The following is a 22871-nucleotide window of genomic DNA, read 5'->3' on the forward strand; positions in this document are numbered from 1 at the left end:
GAGCGAGACCATCATGCTGACGACAGCCCAGATCGAGGATGCAGCCGCGAGGCTGGAGGAGGCCGAGCGCACCGGGCGCCAGATCGGCCAGCTGAGCCTGCAATATCCGGGCATGACCATCGACGACGCCTATCGGGTGCAGAGCGCCTGGGTGGCGCTGAAGGTCGCCGGTGGCCGCAGGATCAAGGGCCGCAAGATCGGTCTGACGTCGCGCGCCATGCAACTCGCGGTCAATATCGACGAGCCGGACTACGGTGTCCTTCTCGACGACATGTTCTTCGACGACGGGGGGACCATTCCCACCGATCGCTTCGTCCAGCTCCGGGTCGAGGCCGAACTCGCCTTCGTGCTGAAGAGCCCGATCGCCGGGCCGGACTGCACCATCTTCGACGTGCTCAATGCTACGGACTATGTCGTGCCCGCGCTCGAGATCCTCGATGCGCGGATCCAGCGCGTCGATCCGGCGACGAAGACGACGCGCAAGGTCGTGGATACGATCGCCGATAATGCGGCGAACTGCGGGATCGTCATCGGCGGTCGGCCGTTCCGGCCCGACGCGGCGGATCTGCGCTGGGTCTCAGTGATCTGCGCGCGCAACGGGCGGATCGAGGAGACCGGTGTTGCGGCCGGTGTCATCAACAATCCGGCCAACGGCATCGTCTGGCTCGCCAACAAGCTTGCCGCCCATGACGTCGCCCTCGAAGCGGGCCAGGTCATCCTGTCGGGTTCCTTCATCCGGCCGATCGACTGCACGAAGGGGGACACGATCCAGGCCGATTACGGCCCGTTCGGCACAGTCTCCTGTCATTTCAGCTGAGGCGAACTCCATGGCGCGCAGAACCAGCTATTATGTCGAAGGCTTCGGTCACAAGAACCCGATCCCGGCGGCTTGCCGGGTCGGCGATCTGCTGATGTCCGGCATCGTCTACGGCCTCGACCCGGCGACCGGAAAACCGGCGGAGGGCCTCGACCAGCAATGCCGGCTGATGTTCCAGCATATCAGGGCGATCATGGCGGCGGCCGGCGGCAGCACCGACGACATCATCAAGGTCACTGTCTGGCTCGCCGATCGCAGCCAGCGCGAGCCGGTCAACCGTGAGTGGCTCGCAATGTTCCCCGACGAGGCCACCCGCCCGGCGCGGCAGGCGATGGCGGGCGACCTCGACGGCGGCAAGCTCGTCCAGTGCGACTTCGTGGCGGTGATGGCATGACGGATCCGGGTGCGACCACGACCGACATCGCGGCGGCTGATCTGGGGGCGGAACAGAGCTACAGGCTGCTGACCGGGCTCGTCGTGCCGCGGCCGATCGCCTGGGTCACGACCCTGTCGGCAACGCAGTCGGTCAATCTCGCGCCGTTCAGCCACTTCACCTTCGTCTCGCCCAAGCCGCCGATGCTGGCGATCAGCGTCGGGCGCAAGGGCGACACCTACAAGGACACGGCGACGAACATCCTCCGCACCGAGGAATTCGTGGTCCATATCGCCGATAGTTCGCTCGTCGGCCCGCTGCATGACAGCGCCGAAGAGCATCCGCCCGATGTCAGCGAGGCGGATCTCCTGGGGCTGGAGACCGTCCCGAGCCTGCACGTCAAGGTGCCGCGGCTGAAGATCGCGCCGGTGGCGATGGAATGCCGCCTCCGTCACTGCATCGAGTTCGGCGAGACGCGCAGCCGGCTTTTGGTCGGCGAGGTCCTGGTGTTCCGTCTGCGACCCGATCTCCTCAAGGACGGGAAGGTCGATACACGGAGCCTCGATCCGATCGGCCGGATCGCCGGTCCGAACTATGCGCGCCTGGGCGAGATCATCACCCAGAGGGCGATCCAGCAGACGTCGAAATCATGACCACCGGGGGCACAGAGCCATGACCGTCTATCTGCCCTTCGATCCGGCGCCCCGCGCGCCGAAAACGGCCCTGCCGCCGCTGTCCTGCGACAGCCAGTTCCATGTCCTCGGCCCTGCCGACCGCTATCCCGTGCGGCCCGGCGCCGTCTACGAGATGCCGTCGGCCACGATCGAAACGGCGTTGAAGCTTCATGCGACGCTGGGGATCGCGCGCGGCGTCATCGTTCAGCCGACGACCTATGGCGCCGACCATGCGGTTACGCTCGATGGTCTCGCCATGGCCGGTCCGAACTATCGCGGCTGCGCCAATGCCGCCGTCTTCGCCGAGAAGGACGACCGCTATCTGCAGCAGCTCCATGACGCGGGCGTTCGCGGCGCGCGGTTCACGCGCGCGGGGCTGGGAATTTCCTTCGAGGGCGCAGGCTTCGAGCGGACACTCGACCGCATCCGCGCACTCGGCTGGTACGTCAAGGTGCAGCCCGAAGTGGACGGCATCGCCAAGAACATCGCGCCCTTCGAGCGCCTGGATATCCCGGTGCTGCTCGACCATATGGGCCGTCCCGATCCGCAGGCCGGCGACGACGATCCCAGCCTCCGGAAGGTCCTGGAACTGCTAAAGCACGGCAATGTCTGGGTGATGCTGTCGCTCACCGAGAAGGTCTCGCGTGCCGGCCCGCCCTGGGACGATGTGGTGCCGATCGTGCACCGCCTGATCGAGGCTGCCCCCGACCGTGTCGTCTGGGGGAGCGACTGGCCGCACCCCGTTTCGACGAAACAACCGCCGAACGAGGGCGATCTGCTGGATTTCCTCGCCCGGGCGCTTCCGGACGATGACAAGCGCCATGCCGTTCTCGTTGCCAATCCGGCGCGCTTCTTCGGGTTCGACGCATAAACCCCAAGCAATAATCGGGAGGAACACATGAAACCTTTGATGATCGTCAGTCTCATGGCCGCGGTATTGGCTCTCGTTCAGCCGGCTGCGGTGGCAGCCCAGGAATGGCCGGCACGCACGGTACGCCTTGTCGTTCCCTATCCGCCCGGCGGCAATGTCGACGTCGCCGCGCGCATCCTTGCCGAGCGGCTGCAGCAGGACCTCGGCCAGCCCTTCATCATCGAGAACCGGGCGGGCGCCGGTGGCCTGATCGGCGCCGAAGCCGTCGCCAAAGCCGAACCCGACGGCTACACGATCCTGATCGGCGCCAACGGCCCCATTCTCTTCGCCCCCGAAATGTCCGCGCGGCGCGCCTATGAATGGCGCCGCGACTTCATTCCTGTCACGACGGTGACGCTGACCCCGCTCGTCCTGCAGGTCCGCGCCAATCTGGCAGCCGACACGTTCGACAAGTTCCTCGCCCTGGCGCGGACCCCTCAGGCACCGCTGAAGATGGCATCGCCCGGGCCTGGGACGACCAATCACCTCATCAGCGAGGTCATGCAGGCGAAGCTGAGCATCAACTGGACCACGGTCCAGTATCGCGGCAACGCACCGGCAACGAACGACGTCATTGCCGGGCATATGGACTTCAACCTCGACCAGTTGTCGGTGGCTCTGCCGTTCCTCAAGGATGGCCGGACCCGAGCCCTGGCGATCACCGGGGCGCAGCGCTCGCCCGACCTTCCGAATGTTCCGACCTTCACCGAGCTCGGATATGCCGAGTTCGACGGACAGACATTCACCGGGCTGATGCTTCCCGCCCGGACACCCGAGGCGATCGTGGCGCGGCTTCACGCGGCGGCCGTCAAGGCGCTCGGGGAACCCGGCGTCCAGGCTCGCCTGCGTGCCATCGGGACCTTAGCCGCCCCCATGAGCCGGGCTGATTTCCAGCAGTACCTGGAGAAGGAAGACACGACCTGGCTGCCGGTCATCAAGCGCCTCGAGATCAGGTCCAACTGAGCGTTGTCTGCCCCCTGGCATTCCGGGGCAGGCCGCCTTCCCGAAAGGCCTGCCGGAGGTGGATGCCTCCGGCGGGCCATGGACACATGTCAGGGGCGGCGTGCGGCCGAGGGTCGCCGCCGTCTCCAGGCCTGAAGAGCTTATCATCCACGGGCAGCCCGCGAGCCAGCCGTACCGATTTGCCGGTTGTGGCGGACAGTCGCCCATGGTTCTTTGTTTCATGCTGTCTGATCGCGTCGCTGCTCCTCCGGTCATCGCGCTCCGTGCCATCGAAAAGTGGTACGGAACGCGCGACCGTCCTGTCCATGCTTTGTCGGCAACCGATCTCGACGTGGGCGCCGGTGAACTTCTCGTGCTGCTCGGCCCCTCTGGCTGCGGCAAGACGACGCTGCTGCGTATGATCGGTGGCCTGATCGCGCCGACATCGGGACACCTCTCCATCGTCGGGCGCAGCCTGTGGGCGAGGGGTGAGCGGCAGTCCGATGCGCTCGCCGATCTCGGCATGGTGTTCCAGGACGCCAACCTGTTTCCCTGGCTGTCGATCGAGGACAACATCTCGCTGCCGCTCGAGCTGAAGGGCATGTCCGCCACGGCGCGGCGGACGAAGGCTCACGATCTCATGAAGCTCGTCGGCATTTCCGGCTTCGAGAAGCGATGGCCCAGGGAGCTTTCCGGCGGCATGCGTCAGCGGGCGGCCATCGCCCGGGCCCTGTCCTACGATCCCAAGATTCTGCTCATGGACGAACCCTTCGGGGCTCTCGACGCGATGACGCGCGACGCTATGAACCTGGAACTGCAGCGGCTGTTCCTGACCACCGAGAAATCCATCGTCCTCGTCACTCACTCGATCGCCGAAGCCGTCTTCCTCGCCGATCGAATCGTGCTGCTCTCGCCGCGGCCGGGCAGGATCGATCAGATCATCACCGTGCCTTTCGCGCGGCCGCGCACGCTCGAACTCCAGGCGACGGCCGAATTCCAGTCTATCGTGCTCGGGCTGCGCCAGCGCCTGACGGAGATTTCCTGACATGGCCGAGGCCCCGAGCGACGCGGCATTTACGGGTCGGCCGGCTCCGCAGCGCCGCTCGTGGCTGGCGGGCCGCGAAGCCACCATTCCGTGGATCACAACACCGCTGCTGCTCGCCGTTCTCGTGGCGATCTGGCACAGCTATGTGCGGGTTTCCGGCATTTCGCCCTTCATCCTGCCGGGGCCGGGCGCGGTCCTGTCCGACTGGATCGACCTTATCCAGAGCCGACGCGCCTGGTTCCATGCGGGCATGACCGTTTATGCGACGCTGGTCGGCTTTTTCTGGGCGGCGCTCATCGGTGTGGTGCTCGGGGTGCTGATCGCCCGGATCCGCTGGCTCGAACTGACACTCAATCCCTTCATCGTCGCGACCCAGGTGATCCCGAAAGTCGCGCTGGTGCCGCTCTTCGTCGTCTGGTTCGGCTTCGGCATCACCTCCAAGGTCATCGTCGCCGGGGTGCTCGCCTTCTTCCCGATCCTCACCAATACGGTGCTCGGCGTGAAATCCATCGACGAGGGCCACCGCGACGTCATGACCGCGCTCAATGCCAGCCGCTGGCAGATCTTTCGCCGGCTCGAGCTCCCCTCGGCCTTGCCCTATATCCTGACCGGCTTCGAAGTCGGCATCGTCCTCGCCATCATCGGCGCGGTGGTCGGGGAATATCTCGGCGGCAACCAGGGACTCGGACATCTGCTCATCCAGAGCATGAACGGCTTCGAGACCAGCCAGATGTTCGCCGTGCTCATCCAGATGTCGCTGATTGGCTTCGCCTTCTACTTCTCGATCGGCCTCCTCAAGCGCCTGCTGATCCCCTGGCATGCGACCGGCGGGGCGTGACGCGGCCGGCCCGCAACTGTCTTATGGGCAAGCCGATTGCGGCGCGCTCGAATGCCCCTAGTCTCGACATTCGCTGACCACAGGACGACGGAGAGCCCCATGCCCATCCTCGACGGTTCCATCTCCCGCCGCGCGGCGCTGTCCGCCGGTGCCGCCGGCCTCGTCGCCATCACGGTACGCCCGGCTGGCGCCCAGGGCGCGAGGGCCATGACCTTCATCACGCCCTTCTCCTACATCCTCGCCTTCGTCGACATCCTCCACGCCCAGGGCGGAGGTTATTTCCAGCGGGAGGGCCTCGATGTGACGATCCAGCAGGGGCGTGGGTCCGCCATGGCCGTGCAGCAGGTGCTCGGCGGCGGCGGATTGCTGTCGCGGACCGGCGTCTCCGACCACATTCGCGCCTCCAGCCGTCCCGGTGGCGATGCGCTGATCTCGGTGGGAACGATCAGCCAGGGCTCGCCCTTCTTCGTCATTTCCTCACCCGACAAACCGATCCGGACACCGAAGGACATGGCCGGCAAGACGATCGGCGTGTTGTCGGTCGGCGGCGCGACCGAGATCGTGCTCGACTGCATGCTGGTGGCCCAGGGCGTCGACAAGGCCTCGGTGTCGCGGGTACAGGCGCCGAACACCCCGGCCGGCATGGCCCTGATCGCCCAAGGGCGCATCGACGGCTACATCGTCAGCGCAGGGGTGCCGGTGGCGCTGAAGGCGGCGAACGAGCGTTTCCTCTCCTGGAACACCGACGAGTTCGCGCCCATTCCCGGCCAGTGCTACATCGCCAAGCGTGAGAGCGTGCAGCGCGACGGCGATCTCGTGGTCCGTTTCCTGCGGGCGGTGAAGAAGTCCATCGACGACATGCTGGCCGATACCGACCTGTCGACGACGCTGAAGCGGATCGAGGGCTTCGAGATCGCCGAAATGCGCAACCGCGCGGTGGCGCCGGACATCCTGCGCAACGAGATGCAGTTCTGGCTCACTGCAGGCCGGCAGAACATCCTCAAGCACGTGCCGGACCGCTGGCAAAAGGGCTATGACCTGATGGCGGCCGCCGGCTTCACACCGGCCGGCAAGGCCGACGGGCTCTACACCAACGAGTTCGTCGAGAAGGCGCTGGCCTGATGCGCTTCGACCGGAGCGAAGCCGCACTCGTCCTCATCGACCTGCAGCGCGGTTTCGTCGACGCGGAGGGCTTCGTCGCTATCCAGGGGCGCGACGTATCGGCGAGCCGCCAAGCCGCCGACCGTTGCGTGGCGCTCGCCCGCGCCGCGCGTGCCGCCGGGATGAGGGTGATCTGGACGCGTCACGTCCTGCGCGCTGACTATGCCGATGCGGGGCTGCTCGTCACCGAGATCCGTCCGCGCCTCGGGCAGCTCGGTGCGTTGAAGCGCGGCACGGCCGATGTCGAGCTCTACAGCGGCGCCGAGGTTCATCCTTCCGACATCATCGTCGACAAGCCGCGCTATTCGGCCTTCTTCGGCACGGATCTCGATGTGATCTTCGCCGCCAACGGCATCCGCAGCCTGGTTCTCGGCGGTGTGACGACCTCCATGTGTGTCGAGACGACGGCCCGGGACGCGGCGCAGCGGGACATGCGCACCTTCGTCGTGCGCGAGGCCGTCGCCGATTTCGACCAGGCGCGCCATGACGCCGCGCTGTCGGCCATCGCCTTCGGCTTCGGCCGCGTGGTCGGCCTTGATGCGATGGCTGAGGCCATGGCCGAGGGTACGGCGGAATTTCCCATCGCCGCCTGACCTCAGAGCGGTGCCAGCCGCGCCACCAGGTCACGCTTGAGAACCTTGCCTGCGCTGTTCTTCGGCAGATCGTTGACGATAAACACCGCCCGCGGCCATTTCGCCCGCGCCAGGCGCGCCGCGGCGAAGGCGATGAGGCTCGCTTCGTCGGCGGGGCCGGACAGCCGCACGAAGGCGGCGATCTCCTCGCCGAATTCCCGTGATGGCCACCCAACCACGGCGGCCTCGGCGACGGCCGGGTGGGCGGTGAGCGTGGCTTCGACATCGGCGGGATAGATGTTGATGCCGCCGCGGATGATCATGTCCTTGGCGCGCCCCTTGAGGCTGACGAAGCCGGCAGCGTCGATCTCGGCGAGATCGCCGGGATAGAACCAGCCGTGCCGGAAGGCCTCCACGGAGGCCTCGGGGTCGCGGTGGTAGGCGGTCGCCACACCTGGGCCGCGGTAACGCAGGCGGCCGACCATGGCGGAGGGCAGGGGGGTGTCATCGTCGTCAACCACTTCGACCTCGACGGCGAAGACCGGCCGGCCGACGCTGTCGCCATGGCCGTCGATGTCCGCGGGGCCGAGAAGGGTGATGCCACCGCCCTCGGTCGAGGCGTAATACTCGAAGAAGCGGTCGCAGATGCGGGCCCGGATCGCGCGGCGTTCGTCTGCCGAGAGCGGGGCGCCTGAGGAGAACAGCAGGTTCAGCCGCTTGAGCGGGGCAAGGGTCGCGTCCGGCAGTTCCAGCAGCCGGCGGAACTGCGTCGGGACGAGGAAAAGGCTGGTGGCATCCGCCGCCGCAACCGTCGCGATGAGGTCTTCGGGGCTGCAGGGCGGCGGTTTCATGATCACCGTGCCGCCGGAGAAGAGGACGGACATGGCGAAGGTGCGCCCGCCGCCGAAATAGAGCGGCGTCGCCATGACGAACCGGTCCCGCCCGTTCAGGCCGAGATTGATCCAATGGGTCATGAAGCGGCGGAAGAAGTGACGATGGGCGATCAGCGGGCCTTTCGGCCGGCCGGTCGTGCCTGAGGAGAGCGAGAGCACGAAGGGGGTTTCGCCGTCCTGCGGGAAGGCGATGTCGGGATCGGCGGCGGCGATGGCTGCATCCAGCGTCGCATCCCAGGCGATGGTCTCGATGCCGTCAACGGCGGGTTGGCCAGGCTCGGTCAGCACCAGGCTGGCGCCGAAATGGCCCGCGACATTGGCGCGCTCGGCCTCGCTCCAGCGCAGGTCCATGGGCAGGATGATGCGTCCCGCGCGCGCGAGCGCGTAGAGCGCGATCACGTGCCGTGCCGTGTCGGCGAGGCATAGGCCGACGACGGCAGTCTCGTCAGGCACCCGTGCCGTGATCCAGGCCGCGAGGCGGCGGACCCGCGTCGTCAGTTCCCCATAGCCTATGACCATGCCGTTCTCGATCAGCGCGGGATGGTCCGGCCGCGCCCGGGCATGGATGTCGAGGGCGTCCGCGAGGTTCATCATCGCTGGTCGAGCTTGTAGAGCCTGATGGCATTGTCGCGCAGGAAGAGGGCGCGGACCTCGTCGGAGAAGCCGAGCGCGTCGATCTCGACCATGGTGCGCTCGAAGTCGAGGACGGGGAAGTCGGTGCCGAAAAGCACCTTCGTCTTGCCGAAGCTCTTGATGAAATGGACGAAGGACGGCGGCCAGTACTTCGGGCTGTGGGCGTCAGAGCCGATATAGACGTTGGCGTGTTTCCAGGCCATGGCGATCATCTCGTCGGTCCAGGGAATGCCGACGTGGATGCCGACGATCTTCAGTTCGGGAAAGTCGCAGGCGACGGCATCGAGGCAGATCGGCCGCCCGACGCTGCGGCGCGGATAGCGCGGGTCGTAGACCATCGACTGGCCGACCTGGAGCTGGATCGGCACGTCGAGCTCCACGCATTTGGCGTAGAACGGGTACCATTTGGCATGGTCAGGGGCGAGCTCGAACCAGTGCGGGTAGAAATGCGCGCCGATGAAACCATATTCGCGCACGGCGTGTTCGAGCTCCCGGACGCCGGTCATGCCCTCGGTCGGGTCGAGACCGGCGAGGCCGAGGAAACGATCGGGATGGGCCTGCACCGCATCGGCAACCAGCTTGTATGGCACGTGATAGCAGGCGGGATGGCCGATCTGGCCGACCTTGGCGGCGATGAGGAAGCTCTTCTCGATGCCGGCGCGGTCCATGCGCTCCAGCATCTCCTTGTGGGTGACGCCGGCGAAGGTCTCGGCCTTTACCCGCATCTTCTCGGTATAGAAGCCGGTGCGGTCGGGCCGGCCGGCGAGGGCCTCCGGGGTCCAGATGTTGACCACGGTGTCGATGGCCTTGATGCCGCTCATGTTCGTCCCTTTCCCATGAACCCGAGTTCGCGGGCGATCCCGTCGCGCAGGATTTCGTTGGTGCCCTCACCGAAGGTGTAGAGCCTGGAGTCCCGCCAGAACCGCTGGATGTCGCTGCCTGCCGCATAGCCGGCGCTCGCCATGATCTGCATGCCCTGATCGGCGACGTCGCGCAGTGTCTCGGTGGCGATGATCTTGGCCTGGGCTGCCTCGCGCCGACAGGGAAGGCCGCGCGCGATGAGGGTCGCGAGGTGCCCGACCATCAGCCGCGACAGGTCGATCCGCATCTGCAGGTCGGCGAGGCGGTGCGCGATCACCTGGAAGGAGGCGATCGGGCGGCCGAACTGCTCCCGTTCCCTGGCATGGGCCATGACCCCGTCGAGTGCCGCCTGCGCAGCGCCTGTGACGGTCGCCGCCATGCTGGCGCGGGAAAAGTGCAGCGTCGACATGAGATGGCGAAAGCCGTCGTCGGGGGTGCCGATGACCGCGTCCGCGCCGACCTGCACCTCGCTCAGGCCGATTTCAAAGCTCGGCATGCAATTGTTGCCGACCTTGGCCAGCGGCGTCAGTGAAACGCCCGGCGCGTCGCTCGGCACCAGAAACAGGGTGATGCCTGCGGCGCCGCAACCATCGGGCCCGGTGCGCGCGGCGGTCAGCAGGAAACGCGCGCCCGCGGCATCGCTGATCCAGATCTTGCTGCCCGAGATCACATAGCCCGAGTCGTTCTTGCGGGCCCGCGTCCTGATCGCGCCGGCATCGCTGCCCGCGCCGGGTTCGGTCAGGGCCAGCGCCATAAAGAACTCGCCGGCGAGGAGGCCAGGCAGCAGCGCACGCTTCTGCGCCGGTGAGCCATAGGTGAGGACCGACATGACGCCAAAGCCGACGACACGGTTGAAGATCGAGGCCGCCATGTAGCCGTGACGCCCGAGCCGCTGCTGCACCAGCGCCACTTCGGTCCAGCCGAGCCCGAGGCCGCCATGATCCGTCGGCACGGCCAGCCCGAAGAAGCCGGCTTGGCCCATGAGCGGCACAAGGTCGTAGGGCGGCACATGGGCAGCGTCACGGCGGCGCACCTCCTCGGGCGGGAGATGGCGCGCGGCAAAGCGATCGACGCTGTCGACGATGCCGCGCTGTTCCTCCGTCAGCAATGCATCCATTCGCCGGCTGTCCCACGTCGCTGTCGGGGCAAGCCTTCCTCATATGACAAGATGAAACAAGCGATCATTTGGCGTGGCGGCTCCGCCGGCGGCGCGAGCCTTCATGCCGTTGGACGGCCCTAGTAGCCACGCGTCCGGTCGACGAGGCCAGGCAAGGCTTCGCCGCGCCGGTGGCGGGCGATCGTGTCGAGCACGAAGCGCACGGCCGTTTCCGGATGTGTCATGCTGGCAACATGAGGGGTGAGGATGATCTTCTCGTGCTGCCAGAAGGGATGACCTGATGGCAGCGGCTCGGGCTCGGCCACGTCCAGCATGGCTGCGGAGAGCCGGCCGTCGGCGAGGGCCGCGAGCAGGTCGTCCTGGACGAGATGGCCGCCGCGACCGACATTGACGAGCATGGCGCCCGCGGGGAGGGCAGAGAACAGGCGCGCGTCGAGAATGCCGCGGGTCTCGTCGGTCAGCGGCAGCAGGCAGACGAGGATGTCGGTGCGGGCGAGGAAGGCCGGCAGGCTGTCGGCGCCGGCATAGCAGTCGACGCCGTCTATGGCGCGCGCCGAGCGGTTCCAGCCGGCGAGCGGAAAGCCGAAGGCCTGGAGCCGGCCGAGCACCGCCTGTCCCAGCTGTCCGAGGCCCATCACGCCGATGCGCCGGTGGGCAGCGGTGGTGATCTGGATTTCCTGCCAGATACCGCGGCGCTGCTGGCTCAGGAAACGCGGCAGGTCGCGGTGCAGCGCCAGCACCGCCAGCGAGACATATTCGACCATGCTCTCGGCGATATTGGGCTCGAGCATGCGCACCAACGGCACATGGTTGGGCACTTTCGTGAAGTCGAACTGGTCGACGCCGGCGCCGACCGAAAAGACGAGTTCGAGGTTCGGAAAGGTCCCGGCGATGTCGTCCGGCGGCACCCAGGTGGCGAGGTAGCGCACGGCGGTCGGGTCGGGAATGTCTGGCCACAGATGGAAGGGCGTATCAGGGGCGATGGCTGCGAAATGGCGCCCCCATTCGGCACCGCGTACGGGATTGGCCTTGTAGAGAAAGGTCATTTTGGCCTCAGGTCAGGGCGAGCTTAGAACAGGCCGACCGGAGCGAGCGGGCGGCCGTCGATCAGGCGCTCGTAGGCATAGGCGGCCGGATCGATCAGCGGGGCGTCCCCGGTCACGATGTCGGCGGCGAGCTTGCCGGCACCCGGGCCGATGCCGAAGCCGTGGCCGGAGAAGCCCGTCGCCAGGAAAAAGCCGGGAAGGGTGTCGACGGCGGAGATGACCGGGATCGTGTCCGGTGTCGTGTCGATCGTGCCGCCCCACGCCTCGGCGATCGCGATGCCCTTGAGGTCGGGGTTTGAGGTGATCAGGGCGGCGAGCGCCTCTTCCACCAAGGTCATGTCGGGTGCGGGATCACGGACGCGCTCGGCCTCGAAGGGCGAGGGGCGGTCCAGCGGCCAATTGGTGCCGCGCAGGAGCTGGTCGAGGAAGGGCTTGCCGAGGGCGATCTTCAGGCCCTTGCGGCGTTGCCGGTAGGTCGGCAGGAAAGTGCGGGCATAGCGGATCAGGTCGGGTGTGAAATCCACCGTGCCGCGGCCGCGCAGGGCGAGCGTGAAGCCGCCGTCGAGGCGCTTGCGGATGCAGAAGAAATCCGTGCCGAGGGCACCGGTGGTGATGTCGGGGCCTGGCGTCGTCCGGCAGGCTGTGGCGTTGACGAGGCCGACGGGGAGGTCGATGCCGTGGCGGCGGCAGAAGAGCGAGGACCAGGCGCCGCCGGCGAGCAGCACCGAGGAGGTGCGGATCGTGCCCTTCTCGGTGACGACGCCGCCGACCCGGCCACCGGCCAGCTCGAGACCTCGGGCGGCACAGCCCTGATGGATGGTGACGCCGTGCTTGCGGGCTGCGGCGGCGAGCGCCGGTACGGCCATCGAGGGCTCGGCGCGACCGTCGCTGGGCGTATGCAGGCCACCGACCCAGGTGTCGGCGTTGCCCGGCAGGCGCTCCTGCACCTCGGCAGGGGTCAGCACCGTGGAATGGACCTGCATGTCGCGGGCGATCTCGGCCCATTTCTCCCAGGCGGCGAGCTCGGCCGGGTTCTTGGTCAGGAAGAGCACGCCGGTGCGGCGGAACCCGGCATCCTGTCCGGCATCGGCCTGCATCTCCTCCCACAGGCGCAGGGCCTCGCGCGCCAGCGGGATCTCGGCACGGGCGCGGCCCTGCTGGCGGCACCAGCCCCAGTTGCGGCTCGACTGCTCGCAGCCGACATGGCCCTTCTCGACGAGGGCGACAGAATGGCCCTTCTTCGCCAGGTGATAGGCGGCCGAGACGCCGATGACCCCGCCGCCGATGACGACGACGTCAGCGCTCTCGGGCAGGCGCTCGTCACCCTGGATACGGTCAAGCGGCGGTGACATGGCACGAGGCTCCTGGCAATCGGTCGGTCAGTGGATGTCGAGGCGCGGATCGAGCGCGTCGCGCAAGCCATCGCCGAGGAAGTTGAAGCTGGTCACGGCGAGCGTGATGGCGATGCCCGGGGCGATGGCGAGCCAGGGGGCACTGGTCATGTAGATCTGGGCATTGTTGAGCATGTTGCCCCAGCTCGCGGCCGGCGGCTGTATGCCGTAGCCGAGATAGCTGACATAGGATTCCAGCAGGATCGCCTTGGCCACGTTGAGGGTTGCCGCCACGACGATGGCCGCCATGGCGTTGGGCACCAGTTCCTTGAACATGATGCGCATGTTGGAGGAGCCGAAGGCGATGGCCGCCGCGGTGAAGTCGCGTTCGCGCAGCGCGCGGACCTGGGCCTCGACGATGCGGGCGACACTCATCCAGGCTGTGACCGAGATCAGGATGGTTGTGGCGATGAGCCCCGGTTCGATCAGTGCCGCCAGCGCCAGCAGCAGGAATATCGCCGGAAAACAGAGGACCGCATCGACGAAGCGCATCAGGGCGGCACCTAAAATCCCGCCGTAGAAGCCGGCAAAGGTGCCGATGACGATGCCGACCGCCATGGCGATCACCATGGCGACGATGCCGATGGTCAGCGAGACGCGGCCGCCCATCATCAGCCGCGCCAGCACGTCGCGGCCGAGTTCGTCGGTGCCGAGCACATGCGCGCCCGTCAGCGGCGGCGAAAAGCGCTGCATGATGTTGATGAACTTGTCGTCGAAGGGCAGCAGGAACGGCCCGACGAAGGATCCGAACATCAGCAGCGCGATGATGATGCCGCCGGCCATGGCGAGCCGGTGGCGGCGAAAGCGCTGCCAGGCGGCCTGGGCCGGCGAGAGGTGGACGGTGTCGGCGGCGTATATGGCGGTCATGGCTCAGCCCACCCGGATGCGCGGATCGACCACCGCATAGAGCATGTCGGCGATGAGCGAGCCGAGCAGCACCATGGTGGCGGAGAACATGAGGATGCCCATCACGACCGGATAATCGCGATAGCCGATGGAATCGAGGAAGAGCCGTCCCATCCCCGGCCAGGTAAAGACCGTCTCGGTGACCAGTGCGCCGCCGAGCAGGGTGGGGAACTGCAGGCCCGCCACGGTGATCATCGGCAGGAGGGCGTTGCGCAGGGCGTGCTGGGACAGGATGCGCCATTCGGGCAGGCCCTTGGCGCGGGCGGTGCGGATATAGTCCTGGTTGATGACGTCAAGCATGGAGGACCGCATGAACCGGCCCCACATGGCGGTTTCCACCAGCGCCAGAACCAGGGCCGGCGCGATCAGGTGATGCAGCATGTCGAGCAGTGAGCCCTCGGCGCCGACCGTTTGGCGGTTGCCGGAGGGCAGCCAGCCGAGCGTCACCGAGAACAGGTAGATGGCGATCAGGCCGAACCAGAAGGTCGGGATCGACAGGGCCACCATGGCGCCGACGGTGGCGAGCTGGTCGAAGATCGAGTAGCGGCGGATCGCGCCGAGGACCCCGATCCAGCAGCCGAGAATGACGGCGATGACGGTGGCGGTGGCCATCAGTTCCACCGTCGCGCCGACATGCGCGCCGATGATCTTCAGGACCGGCTCGCCGTCCCGGTAGGAGACGCCCCAGTCGCCGCGCAGCATCCGCCACAGCCAGTCCGCATATTGGACGGGCAGCGGCCGGTCGAGTCCGAGCTGGCTTGTGATGCGGTCGAGATCCTCCTGCGTCATCTGCGACGACAGGGCGAATTGCGACAGCGGCCCGCCGGGGGCGAGGTGCAGGATCGCAAACCCCAGCATCGAGACGATGAAGAGCAGCAGAACCGCCTGGCCCAGGCGGTTGACGAGATAGCGCGCCATGTCAGCCGATCCGGCCCGGCGACGGGATCAGGCCCAGTACCATTCGCGGATGTTCCAGCAATTGGTGGAGGTGTTGGCGTTCGGACGGAAGCCGCGGAGATTGGCCTTGAGGCCCTCCGAGATCACCCCCTGGTAGAGCGGCAGGATCGCCAGATCGGCGCGGATGATCTTCTGCAACTGCCCGTAGCTCGCCTTGCGCGCGGCGAGGTCGAACTGCGTCGCGCCGAGGGCGAGCAGCCGGTCAGCCTCGGGGTTCTGGTACTGGTAGGTGTTGAAGCCGCGGCCGCCCTTGGCCGGAATGGCGCCGGAGCCGAAGCGCGGCGTGACGTCAGGATCGGCCCCGAGCATGAAGTTGACCGAGACCAGGGCGGAGTTGAATTTCGACTGCTGCCAGAACTCGCCCCACATGACTGCCGGCGGCATGTTCTGGATCCGCATGGCGGCTCCAATCCCCCGCCAGTCCTGGATCAGGAGCTGCTGTGTCTGCTCGCGGACGGCGTTGCCAGAGGTGGTCGAGTTTGTGAACTCGATGCGCACGCCACCCTTGGCGCGAATGCCGTCGGAACCGCGTACCCAGCCGGCGGCATCGAGAAGCGCGTTGGCCTTGGCCGGGTCATAGACATGGGCGGGCAGACCCTGCTGGAACGACCAGCCCTGCTGCGGCACGAAGGTCTCGGTCGGCGAAGGCAGCCCGTAGTTCAGGGCATCGATGATCGCCTTCTTGTTGACCGCCATGTAGAGCGCCTCACGCACGGTCTTGTCCGCGAGAGCGCCGAATTCGAGGTTCGGCGCGATGTGCTCTACGGAGGACGTGGAGGAGACGACGACCGTGCGGTCGCGCAGCGTCCGCGCCTCGGCGACGAAATTGGGCAGGATTCCCTGGATACCGGTATAGTCCACTTGGCCGGTGCGGAACTGGGTGTAGAGCACGGTCAGGTCGGAAATGTACTTGAAGATCAGCCGCTCAACATAGGGGCCCTTGCCGTGATAGGCGGTGTTGGCGGTGAGCAGGATGTTGTCGCCGGGCGTGCGCGAGCCCCAGCGGAAAGGGCCGGTGCCGATGGGCGCGTTGTTCATCGGCGAGGCGTTCAGGTCCGGCGCCTTTTCCAGGATGTGCTTGGGCACGAGAAACGTCAGCGACAGGATCGACAGATAGGGCGAATAGGGCGCGTCCATGCGCCAGTGGATCTCGTCCGGACCGACGACCGTGATGTCCTTGACGAGGCTGTGGCCGACGCGGTTGCGGACGCGGAAATTGGGGTTGTTGATGAGCTCCAGCGAATATTTGACGTCCTCGGCGGTGAAGGCCGTGCCGTCGTGCCACTTCACCCCGGTCCGCAGCTTGATCTTCCAGGTCAGTCCATCGGCCGACAGGCCGCCATTGGCGACGGTGGGCACCTCGCGGGCGAGATCTGGCACGAAGTTGCCGTCCGGGTCGATGTACCAGAGCGTCGAAAAGAGCTGCCACCACACCGCCTGGTCGACCTCGATGCCCGGCATGAGCGGGTTGAAGACCGTCGGTTCCTGCGACAGGGCCGCGACGATCTGACCGCGGGGACGGTCCGGAGGCGTCCCGGGTCGGGCACCCTGCGCGAGAAGCTGCCCGGATGTGGCGAGGCCCGCCGCCGCGCCGGCTCCGAGGACCATCAGGGTGCGCCGGCTCGGCTGCATACCGTTGGTCCACAGACCGCTCGTGCCATGCTTCGTGTCGTCGGCCATCGTCCAGCCCCCTTCCGTTGCCCGCGGCATGGCGGCGCCGTTCGCCGGAAAAGAACCGGCGCCCGGCGGATCAGCGTCCGCAGCGTTCAGTGGTCTTGAATTATCGAGAACAAACTTCAACACTGCTAAACAGGGCTGTCAATGGCACCCTGCGCTTTGCTCGTCTGTTTACGGAGATGATCTCCCGAGGCCGTCCGGATGGCAAAGACGAGACCAGTCAGGGGCCACCCCCGGGAAGGACGTCGCATGAGCGGTCGAGGCAGCACGGGTCGGGCCGGAGCAGCAGGGGCGAGTGCCACCGTGGCCGAGGACGATAGCGACCAGCGCCTCGGCGAGACCATCCGCATGATGCGACAGCGCGCCGGGCTGTCGATCCAGGAGGTGGCGAAGACGACAGGCCTGTCGACAGGCATGATCAGCCAGGTCGAACGGGCGCTGGCGACGCCCTCGGTCCGGACGCTGCGTCTGCTCAGCATCGCGCTCGGCGTGCCGATCTCCTATTTCTTCGAGGACCACGAGCCGGTCTCGCCGGTCCGTTACATCGTGCGCAAGAACGATCGCCGTCTTCTGCGGCTGACCGCCAGTGGCGTCGTCAAGGAAGCACTGACGCCGGCCGAGAAGGGCGAGATCGAGTTCTACGAGCTCACCCTCAATCCCGGCGGATCGTCTGGGACCGACTTCGTCCGCCACAGCGGCGAGAAGGCCGGCTATGTACTGGCCGGACGGCTCAGGCTCTGGCTCGATCACGAGGCCCATGTGCTCGAGCCCGGCGACAGTTTTCGTTTCCCCTCGACCGTGCCACACATGTTCGACAACCCGACGCAACAGGTCGCTCGCGTCATCTGGGTGACGACGCTCGGGTGACGCCGACCAACGGCCGCGAAGACGCGGCCGCCTCGCGGTCATTCTCCGGCAAGAAGCTGCGCTGCACGTGACCTAATGGATCGTCGCGAGGAACGCCTTCAGCCTGGCGCTGGGCTGGTCGCGGAAAAAGGTCTCCGGATCCGCCTCGCAATCGACCTTGCCGTCTTCCATCAGGACGACACGGTCCGAGACCTGGCGGGCGAAGGCCATTTCGTGAGTCACCACGATCATGGTCATGCCGGACCTGGCGAGGTCGGCGATGACGTTCAGGACCTCGCCGGTCGTCTCCGGGTCGAGGGCGCTGGTCGGCTCGTCGAACAGCATCAGGTCCGGCTTCATGGCGAGGGCGCGGGCGATGGCCGCGCGCTGCTGCTGCCCGCCGGAGAGCTTCATCGGATAGGCGTGGGCCTTTTCAGAAAGGCCGACGCGTTCGAGGAGAGCCATCGCTGTCGCCTCGGCCTCGACCCGGCGTTGGCCGAGCACGAGCATCGGGGCTTCGATGATGTTTTCCAGCACGGTCATGTGCCAGAACAGGTTGAATTGCTGGAAAACCATGCCAATGTTGCGGCGCTGCGCGACGATGCGGCGGTTGGGCAGCGGCACGAGCCTGCCGCCCCGGTCCTCGAAGCCGATGAGCTCGCCGCCGACGTGGATACGGCCCTTCTGATAGGTCTCGAGCTGGTTGATGCAGCGCAGAAAGGTGCTTTTCCCCGAGCCGGACGGGCCGATGATGGACAGGACCTCGCCGCGCCCGACATGCAGGCTGACGCCTTTCAGGACCTCGTTCTGCCCGAACCACTTGTGCACGTTCTCGGCGCGCACCAGGGCCCCATCCACGTCCGTCATCAGCGCCGCTCCATGGCGGCATCACCCCGGGGCCAGAGGTAGTATCCGATCTTCGCGAACAGCGTCGTCGGTTGCTCGTCGCGCTCATGGCGGCGCAGACGGGCTTCGATCAGGCCCTGGATGACATTCCACACCGTCGTGAGCGCCAGGTAGGTGATCGAGACGACGATGAGCAGCTCGAAGGTCTTGAAGGTGGTCGCTGACATGCTCTCTGTGAGCTGGAAGATTTCCTGCACGCCGATGACGCTGGCGAGCGAGGTCGTCTTCAGGAGGTGGTTGAAGTCGTTGCCGAGCGGCGGAACGATGACCCGCGTGGCCTGCGGCAGGATGATGCGCCGGGTGAGCTGGAACGTGCCCATGCCGAGTGATTTCGCCGCCTCGATCTGGCCGCGCTGAACCGCCTGGATGCCGTTGCGCACGATTTCGGCCATGTAGGCGCCTTCGTGAATGGCGAGGCCCAGCACCGCCGCCTGGAAGGAAGCGGACATGGTGATGCCGAAGAGGGTGATGTCGGAGAAGCGAAAAAATCCGGCAGCCGCGAGGCCGGAGAAGAATAAGACAAGCAGAACCAGCACGGGAATGCCGCGGATCAGCCAGACGTAGAAGGCGCAGACGGCTCTGATCGGGGCGAATTTCGACAGCCGTCCGAAGCCGACGAGAACGCCAATGACCAGGCCGAGAAGCATGGCGAGGACGGCCATGAGGACCGTCCTGCCGAGCGCGATCATGTAGAGGTCTCCCGGATCCGTGAGCCGGCTCCAGAAGAAAGGCCAGTCGAAACCCATCAGAGTTCGGAGCCCTGCATCGCCCACTTGTCGATGAGGCGCTTGTAGGTGCCGTCGGCGACGATCGAATCGAAACTCTGCTTCATCGGGTTGAGGAGTTCCGTGTTTCCCTTGCGCAGGCCGATGCCGGTGCCGATGAGACCGAAGGGCTCGCCCAGCGGCTTGAAGTCGTTCGGACGCAGGCCGACATAGTAGGAGGCCGCCGTCGTCGTGGTGCCGAGGGCCTCGATCTGGCCGGTGGCCAGCTGCTGGAAGGTCTCGGTCGTCGTCGGCAGGACGACGAGATTGATCTCCGGCTTGCCCTCGGCCTTCAGTTTGACGTTCGCCTCATTCACCAGATTGTGGATCGTGGTGCCGTTCGGCACGGCCATCTTCCGGCCCGACAGGCCTTCCAGCGAGGTCGCCTGCAGCGTTGAGGCCTTGGTCGTGACGAGCCGCTGGCCGGTGCGCGAGAAGGGGATCATGTCGATGATCTCGAGGCGTTCGGGGCGGATGAAGAGTTCCTGCATCAGGGCGTCGCACTGCTGCGCCTGCAGCGCCGGAATGAGGCCGACGAAACGGAGCTGCACCCAGTTGACCCGCAGGCCCATGCGCGTGGCGATCTCGGTGCCGAGTTCGATCTCGAAGCCGGTTGGCCGCTGCTGATTGTCATAGAAGGCGCGCGGCGGGTTATCGATGGTCGCGCAATAGGTGATGACGCCCTTGGCGGCGAGTGCCGCCGGCGGCTGGAAGCGCGCTTGCGCCACGGCCCGGCCGGCGATGAGCGGCGTCGCCACGGCACCGGCGATGCCGCCGAGAACGACCCGGCGGTCGAGAACGGGAATGCCCGGCTTCGCCGGCGTGGAGTTGGAATCCGACATGACGCTATCCCTCTGGCTTCGTTTGGAGTTGTTGGTCGTGACGCAGGAACGATCAGGATGATGATGTTTGATGCGTTATAATGTTCGTTTTGGCGGGTTCATGTCATATAGACGCCGCCCGTCACGTTGACGCCCTGGCCGGTCATGAAGCGAGCCTGGTCGGAGGCGAGGAAGACGACGACACCAGCGACGTCCTCAGGCTCCTCCAGCCGTCCGAGGGGCGTGAGGCCGACATATTCGTCGAGCACGGCCTGCGGGGTCATGCCCCGCAACTCGGCCTCCCAGAGGACCTCGCGCGACTGCATGCCCGTCTTCACGAAGCCGGGGCAGACGGCGTTGACGCGGATGCCCTTGGGCGCGAGCTCGCGCGCGAGTGCCTGCGTCCAGCCGAGGACTGCGAATTTGGAGGCGGAGTAGTGGGCGAGCAAAGGGGCGCCGACCTTGGCGGCGAGGGAAGCGGTATTGACGATGCAGCCAGACCCCTGCGCCAGAAAATGGCGCGCGGCGATTTGGTTGGTCAGGAAAATGCCCTTTGTGTTGACCGCGAAGTTGAAATCCCAGTCCTCGTCCGTGAGGTCGACGGCCCGCCGCATGGTCGAGACGCCGGCATTGCCGACGAGTAGGTCGCAGCCGCCGACCGTCGTGACGAAGCTCTGAAAGGCCTCCTCGACCCGCCCGCGTCGCGTCACATCGATCGACAGGGCGATGGCGGTGCCGCCGATCGCCGCCGCCGTCGCACTGGCGGCGTCGAGATCGATATCGGCGACGCCGACGATCATGTCCTGGGCTGCCAGGGCCGTGGCGATGGCGCGTCCGATACCGGCCGCGGCGCCGGTGACGAGCGCCTTCCTGCCAGCCAGTTCGGGATAGGAGGGGACTGCGGCCATGGGTCCTCAAAGCTCCTCGGCGGCTCACTAGATACCAAACAATAACGTCCATCAAGGCGGAAAATAATGTTTGATAATGTGCGACGTCGGGCTATGACAAGGTGAGAAGCGGAGCTTGGGATGATGTCGGCTCAGCATGGTCTGGATACGGCGGGCGGCGAGGGCAGGGGCGTAGCAGGCCTTCTCGCGCCGTCGCGGAAGGCTGCGATCCTCGACGAGCTCGCCGCTGCGGGCACGGTGGTCGTGCGGGCATTGTCCGTCCGGCTTGAGGTCTCCGAAATGACCATCCGCCGTGACCTGATCGAGCTCGAGGCCGAGGGGCGGCTGCGACGCATTCACGGTGGCGCGCTGCCGGTGGCCTATCTGCCGCCGGCCGCCATGGACAGCGAGGAGCCGAGCTTCGCCTCGCGCCTGAGGCGGCAGCAGGAGGGCAAGGAAGCCATCGCCGCCAAGGCCGCCGAGCTCGTCGCCCGCTACCGGACCATCGCTCTCGATGTCGGCACCACGACCTTCCTGATGACGCCGCACCTGCGGTCGCTGGCTCATGCCAAGATCTTCACCAACAGCCTGCGGATCGCCGCCGCCCTCGACGGTGCCGCGCCCGACATCTACGTGGCCGGCGGTCTCGTGCGCGCCGACGAGATGTCGACCTACGGGCCCGCTGCGGTCGCGCAGTTCGAGCCACTGTGGTTCGACGTCGCCGTCATCGGCGTTTCCGGGGTGACGCCGGAAGGCCTTTTCGACTATTCGGTCGAGGATGCCGAACTGAAGCGCGTCTACCTGCGGCGGTCGGGCGTCAGGATCGTGCTGTGCGACGCGTCCAAGTTCCAGCGGATGTCGCTGGTCAATATCGGGGCGCTCGCCCAGGTCAACATTCTCGTCACGGACGCGCCTCCGCCGCCGGCCCTTGCTGCCGTGCTGGCAGCAAGTGGCATCGATGTCCGCATCGCCGGCTCATCGGATGCGCGGGCGTGAGTCGCGGCGCTTCATTTTCTCGGGAGTGAACGAATGGTCTTCTCGTGCTTCGGCGACAAGAAGAAGGTGGTCATCGCCATGGCCCATATCGGCGCCCTGCCGGGGACGCCGAACTACGACGCCGACGGTGGCATGACCAAGCTGGTGGACGGCGTCCTCGCCGACGTCGAGAAGCTGCAGGCAGGCGGTGTCGATGCCATCATGTTCGGCAACGAGAACGACCGGCCCTATGTCTTCAAGGCGCCGCCGGAGGGCATCGCCGCCATGACCGCGGTGGTCGAGGCGGTCAAGCCGAGCCTCACCGTGCCTTTCGGTGTCAATTATCTGTGGGACCCGACGGCCAGTGTCTCGATCGGCGCCGTGACGGGCGCAAGCTTCGTGCGTGAGATATTCACCGGACTCTTTGCCTCGGACATGGGGCTGTGGCAGCCCGACTGCGCCGCCGCCTCAAGGCTGCGCCGCAATCTCGGCCGGCAGGACATGAAGATGCTCTTCAACATCAACGCCGAATTCGCCCATTCGCTCGACCAGCGGCCGATCGAGCTGCGCGCGCGAAGCGCCGTGTTCTCGTCGATGGCCGATGCGATCCTTGTATCGGGCCCGCTCACCGGTCAGCCGGCCGAGGCCTCGCAGCTCCGCTCCGTCTGCGAGACCGTCAAGGACGTTCCGGTCTTCGCCAATACCGGCGTCAATATCGACAATGTCGGGGACATCCTGGCGCTGGCCAGCGGTGTGGTCATCGGCACCCATTTCAAGGTCGGCGGCAACACCTGGAACCCGGTCGAAGGGGCGCGGGTGAAGCGCTTCATGGACCGCGTCGCGAGCCTGCGCTGACGGA

At 66.5% G+C, this 22871-nt stretch carries 24 protein-coding genes; 12 read left to right on the top strand and 12 right to left on the bottom strand.

All coding sequences use genetic code 11. The annotated features are described in order from the left end of the window. The first annotated feature begins 13 nt into the window (after positions 1–13). The 9 genes from hpaH (at position 14) to Q8O26_RS09655 (ending at position 7353) form a co-directional block, all read left to right on the top strand. Positions 14–817 (top strand): 2-oxo-hept-4-ene-1,7-dioate hydratase, encoded by an 804-nt coding sequence (gene hpaH / locus Q8O26_RS09615; protein WP_305575291.1) that lies wholly within the window; start codon positions 14–16, stop codon positions 815–817. Between the two features lie 10 nt (positions 818–827). Beyond that, a complete protein-coding gene (locus tag Q8O26_RS09620) occupies positions 828–1211 on the top strand; it encodes a RidA family protein (RefSeq protein ID WP_305575292.1) in 384 nt (127 codons plus the stop codon). Continuing rightward, positions 1208–1843, top strand: coding sequence for a flavin reductase family protein (locus Q8O26_RS09625; RefSeq protein ID WP_296576844.1), 636 nt, complete (start codon positions 1208–1210; stop codon positions 1841–1843). The genes Q8O26_RS09620 and Q8O26_RS09625 overlap by 4 nt, the downstream gene beginning before the upstream one ends. 19 nt (positions 1844–1862) lie before the next feature. After that, positions 1863–2735, top strand: a complete 873-nt coding sequence (locus Q8O26_RS09630; protein ID WP_305575293.1) for an amidohydrolase — start codon at positions 1863–1865, stop codon at positions 2733–2735. 27 nt (positions 2736–2762) lie between these two features. Beyond that, a complete protein-coding gene (locus tag Q8O26_RS09635; RefSeq protein ID WP_305575294.1) occupies positions 2763–3737 on the top strand; it encodes a tripartite tricarboxylate transporter substrate binding protein in 975 nt (324 codons plus the stop codon). A gap of 205 nt (positions 3738–3942) precedes the next feature. After that, a complete protein-coding gene (locus Q8O26_RS09640) occupies positions 3943–4761 on the top strand; it encodes an ABC transporter ATP-binding protein (protein WP_305575295.1) in 819 nt (272 codons plus the stop codon). Between the two features lies 1 nt (position 4762). After that, positions 4763–5599 (top strand): ABC transporter permease, encoded by an 837-nt coding sequence (locus tag Q8O26_RS09645; RefSeq protein WP_305575296.1) that lies wholly within the window; start codon positions 4763–4765, stop codon positions 5597–5599. Positions 5600–5698: 99 nt separating this feature from the next. Continuing rightward, positions 5699–6721, top strand: coding sequence for an ABC transporter substrate-binding protein (locus Q8O26_RS09650; protein WP_305575297.1), 1023 nt, complete (start codon positions 5699–5701; stop codon positions 6719–6721). After that, positions 6721–7353, top strand: coding sequence for a cysteine hydrolase family protein (locus Q8O26_RS09655; RefSeq protein ID WP_305575298.1), 633 nt, complete (start codon positions 6721–6723; stop codon positions 7351–7353). The genes Q8O26_RS09650 and Q8O26_RS09655 overlap by 1 nt, the downstream gene beginning before the upstream one ends. A gap of 2 nt (positions 7354–7355) precedes the next feature. Here the strand turns inward: Q8O26_RS09655 and Q8O26_RS09660 are convergent, their stop codons facing one another. The 8 genes from Q8O26_RS09660 to Q8O26_RS09695 all read right to left on the bottom strand — a co-directional run bounded on the left by Q8O26_RS09660 (position 7356) and on the right by Q8O26_RS09695 (position 16816). Further along, positions 7356–8816 (bottom strand): class I adenylate-forming enzyme family protein, encoded by a 1461-nt coding sequence (locus Q8O26_RS09660; RefSeq protein ID WP_305575299.1) that lies wholly within the window; start codon positions 8814–8816, stop codon positions 7356–7358. Then, entirely contained in the window at positions 8816–9679 is an 864-nt protein-coding gene (locus Q8O26_RS09665) for an amidohydrolase family protein (protein ID WP_305575300.1), read from the bottom strand. Before Q8O26_RS09665 ends, Q8O26_RS09660 begins: the two co-directional genes overlap by 1 nt. Beyond that, the gene (locus tag Q8O26_RS09670) at positions 9676–10836 is read right to left on the bottom strand and encodes an acyl-CoA dehydrogenase family protein (protein ID WP_305575301.1); all 1161 of its coding nucleotides are present in this window, start codon (positions 10834–10836) and stop codon (positions 9676–9678) included. The genes Q8O26_RS09665 and Q8O26_RS09670 overlap by 4 nt, the downstream gene beginning before the upstream one ends. A 119-nt stretch (positions 10837–10955) precedes the next feature. After that, a complete protein-coding gene (locus Q8O26_RS09675) occupies positions 10956–11882 on the bottom strand; it encodes a glyoxylate/hydroxypyruvate reductase A (RefSeq protein ID WP_305575302.1) in 927 nt (308 codons plus the stop codon). Between the two features lie 23 nt (positions 11883–11905). Continuing rightward, a complete protein-coding gene (locus tag Q8O26_RS09680) occupies positions 11906–13234 on the bottom strand; it encodes an FAD-binding oxidoreductase (protein WP_305575303.1) in 1329 nt (442 codons plus the stop codon). A 27-nt stretch (positions 13235–13261) separates the two neighbouring features. Next, positions 13262–14140, bottom strand: coding sequence for an ABC transporter permease (locus Q8O26_RS09685; protein ID WP_305575304.1), 879 nt, complete (start codon positions 14138–14140; stop codon positions 13262–13264). Between the two features lie 3 nt (positions 14141–14143). Further along, the gene (locus Q8O26_RS09690) at positions 14144–15097 is read right to left on the bottom strand and encodes an ABC transporter permease (RefSeq protein WP_305575305.1); all 954 of its coding nucleotides are present in this window, start codon (positions 15095–15097) and stop codon (positions 14144–14146) included. 27 nt (positions 15098–15124) lie between these two features. Beyond that, on the bottom strand, positions 15125–16816 hold the full coding sequence (locus Q8O26_RS09695) for a peptide ABC transporter substrate-binding protein (RefSeq protein ID WP_305575306.1): 1692 nt from the start codon (positions 16814–16816) through the stop codon (positions 15125–15127). A 300-nt stretch (positions 16817–17116) separates the two neighbouring features. On the opposite strand from Q8O26_RS09695, the gene Q8O26_RS09700 reads away from it, so the two are divergent. Then, on the top strand, positions 17117–17680 hold the full coding sequence (locus Q8O26_RS09700) for a cupin domain-containing protein (protein ID WP_305575307.1): 564 nt from the start codon (positions 17117–17119) through the stop codon (positions 17678–17680). 72 nt (positions 17681–17752) lie between these two features. Here the strand turns inward: Q8O26_RS09700 and Q8O26_RS09705 are convergent, their stop codons facing one another. The 4 genes from Q8O26_RS09705 to Q8O26_RS09720 all read right to left on the bottom strand — a co-directional run bounded on the left by Q8O26_RS09705 (position 17753) and on the right by Q8O26_RS09720 (position 21058). Beyond that, a complete protein-coding gene (locus Q8O26_RS09705) occupies positions 17753–18526 on the bottom strand; it encodes an amino acid ABC transporter ATP-binding protein (protein ID WP_305575308.1) in 774 nt (257 codons plus the stop codon). Further along, on the bottom strand, positions 18526–19254 hold the full coding sequence (locus Q8O26_RS09710; protein WP_305575309.1) for an amino acid ABC transporter permease: 729 nt from the start codon (positions 19252–19254) through the stop codon (positions 18526–18528). The genes Q8O26_RS09705 and Q8O26_RS09710 overlap by 1 nt, the downstream gene beginning before the upstream one ends. A 56-nt stretch (positions 19255–19310) precedes the next feature. Further along, positions 19311–20171, bottom strand: a complete 861-nt coding sequence (locus Q8O26_RS09715; RefSeq protein ID WP_305575310.1) for an ABC transporter substrate-binding protein — start codon at positions 20169–20171, stop codon at positions 19311–19313. Between the two features lie 98 nt (positions 20172–20269). Next, entirely contained in the window at positions 20270–21058 is a 789-nt protein-coding gene (locus Q8O26_RS09720) for an SDR family NAD(P)-dependent oxidoreductase (protein WP_305575311.1), read from the bottom strand. A gap of 123 nt (positions 21059–21181) precedes the next feature. On the opposite strand from Q8O26_RS09720, the gene Q8O26_RS09725 reads away from it, so the two are divergent. Together Q8O26_RS09725 and Q8O26_RS09730 are read left to right on the top strand one after the other, a co-directional pair. Next, entirely contained in the window at positions 21182–22033 is an 852-nt protein-coding gene (locus tag Q8O26_RS09725; RefSeq protein ID WP_305575346.1) for a DeoR/GlpR family DNA-binding transcription regulator, read from the top strand. Between the two features lie 33 nt (positions 22034–22066). Beyond that, complete coding sequence (locus tag Q8O26_RS09730) at positions 22067–22867, top strand: BtpA/SgcQ family protein (RefSeq protein ID WP_305575312.1); 801 nt, start codon at positions 22067–22069, stop codon at positions 22865–22867. Positions 22868–22871: the final 4 nt, after the last annotated feature.

It is taken from the genome of Phreatobacter sp., from assembly GCF_030691135.1.
Taxonomy (GTDB): domain Bacteria; phylum Pseudomonadota; class Alphaproteobacteria; order Rhizobiales; family Phreatobacteraceae; genus Phreatobacter.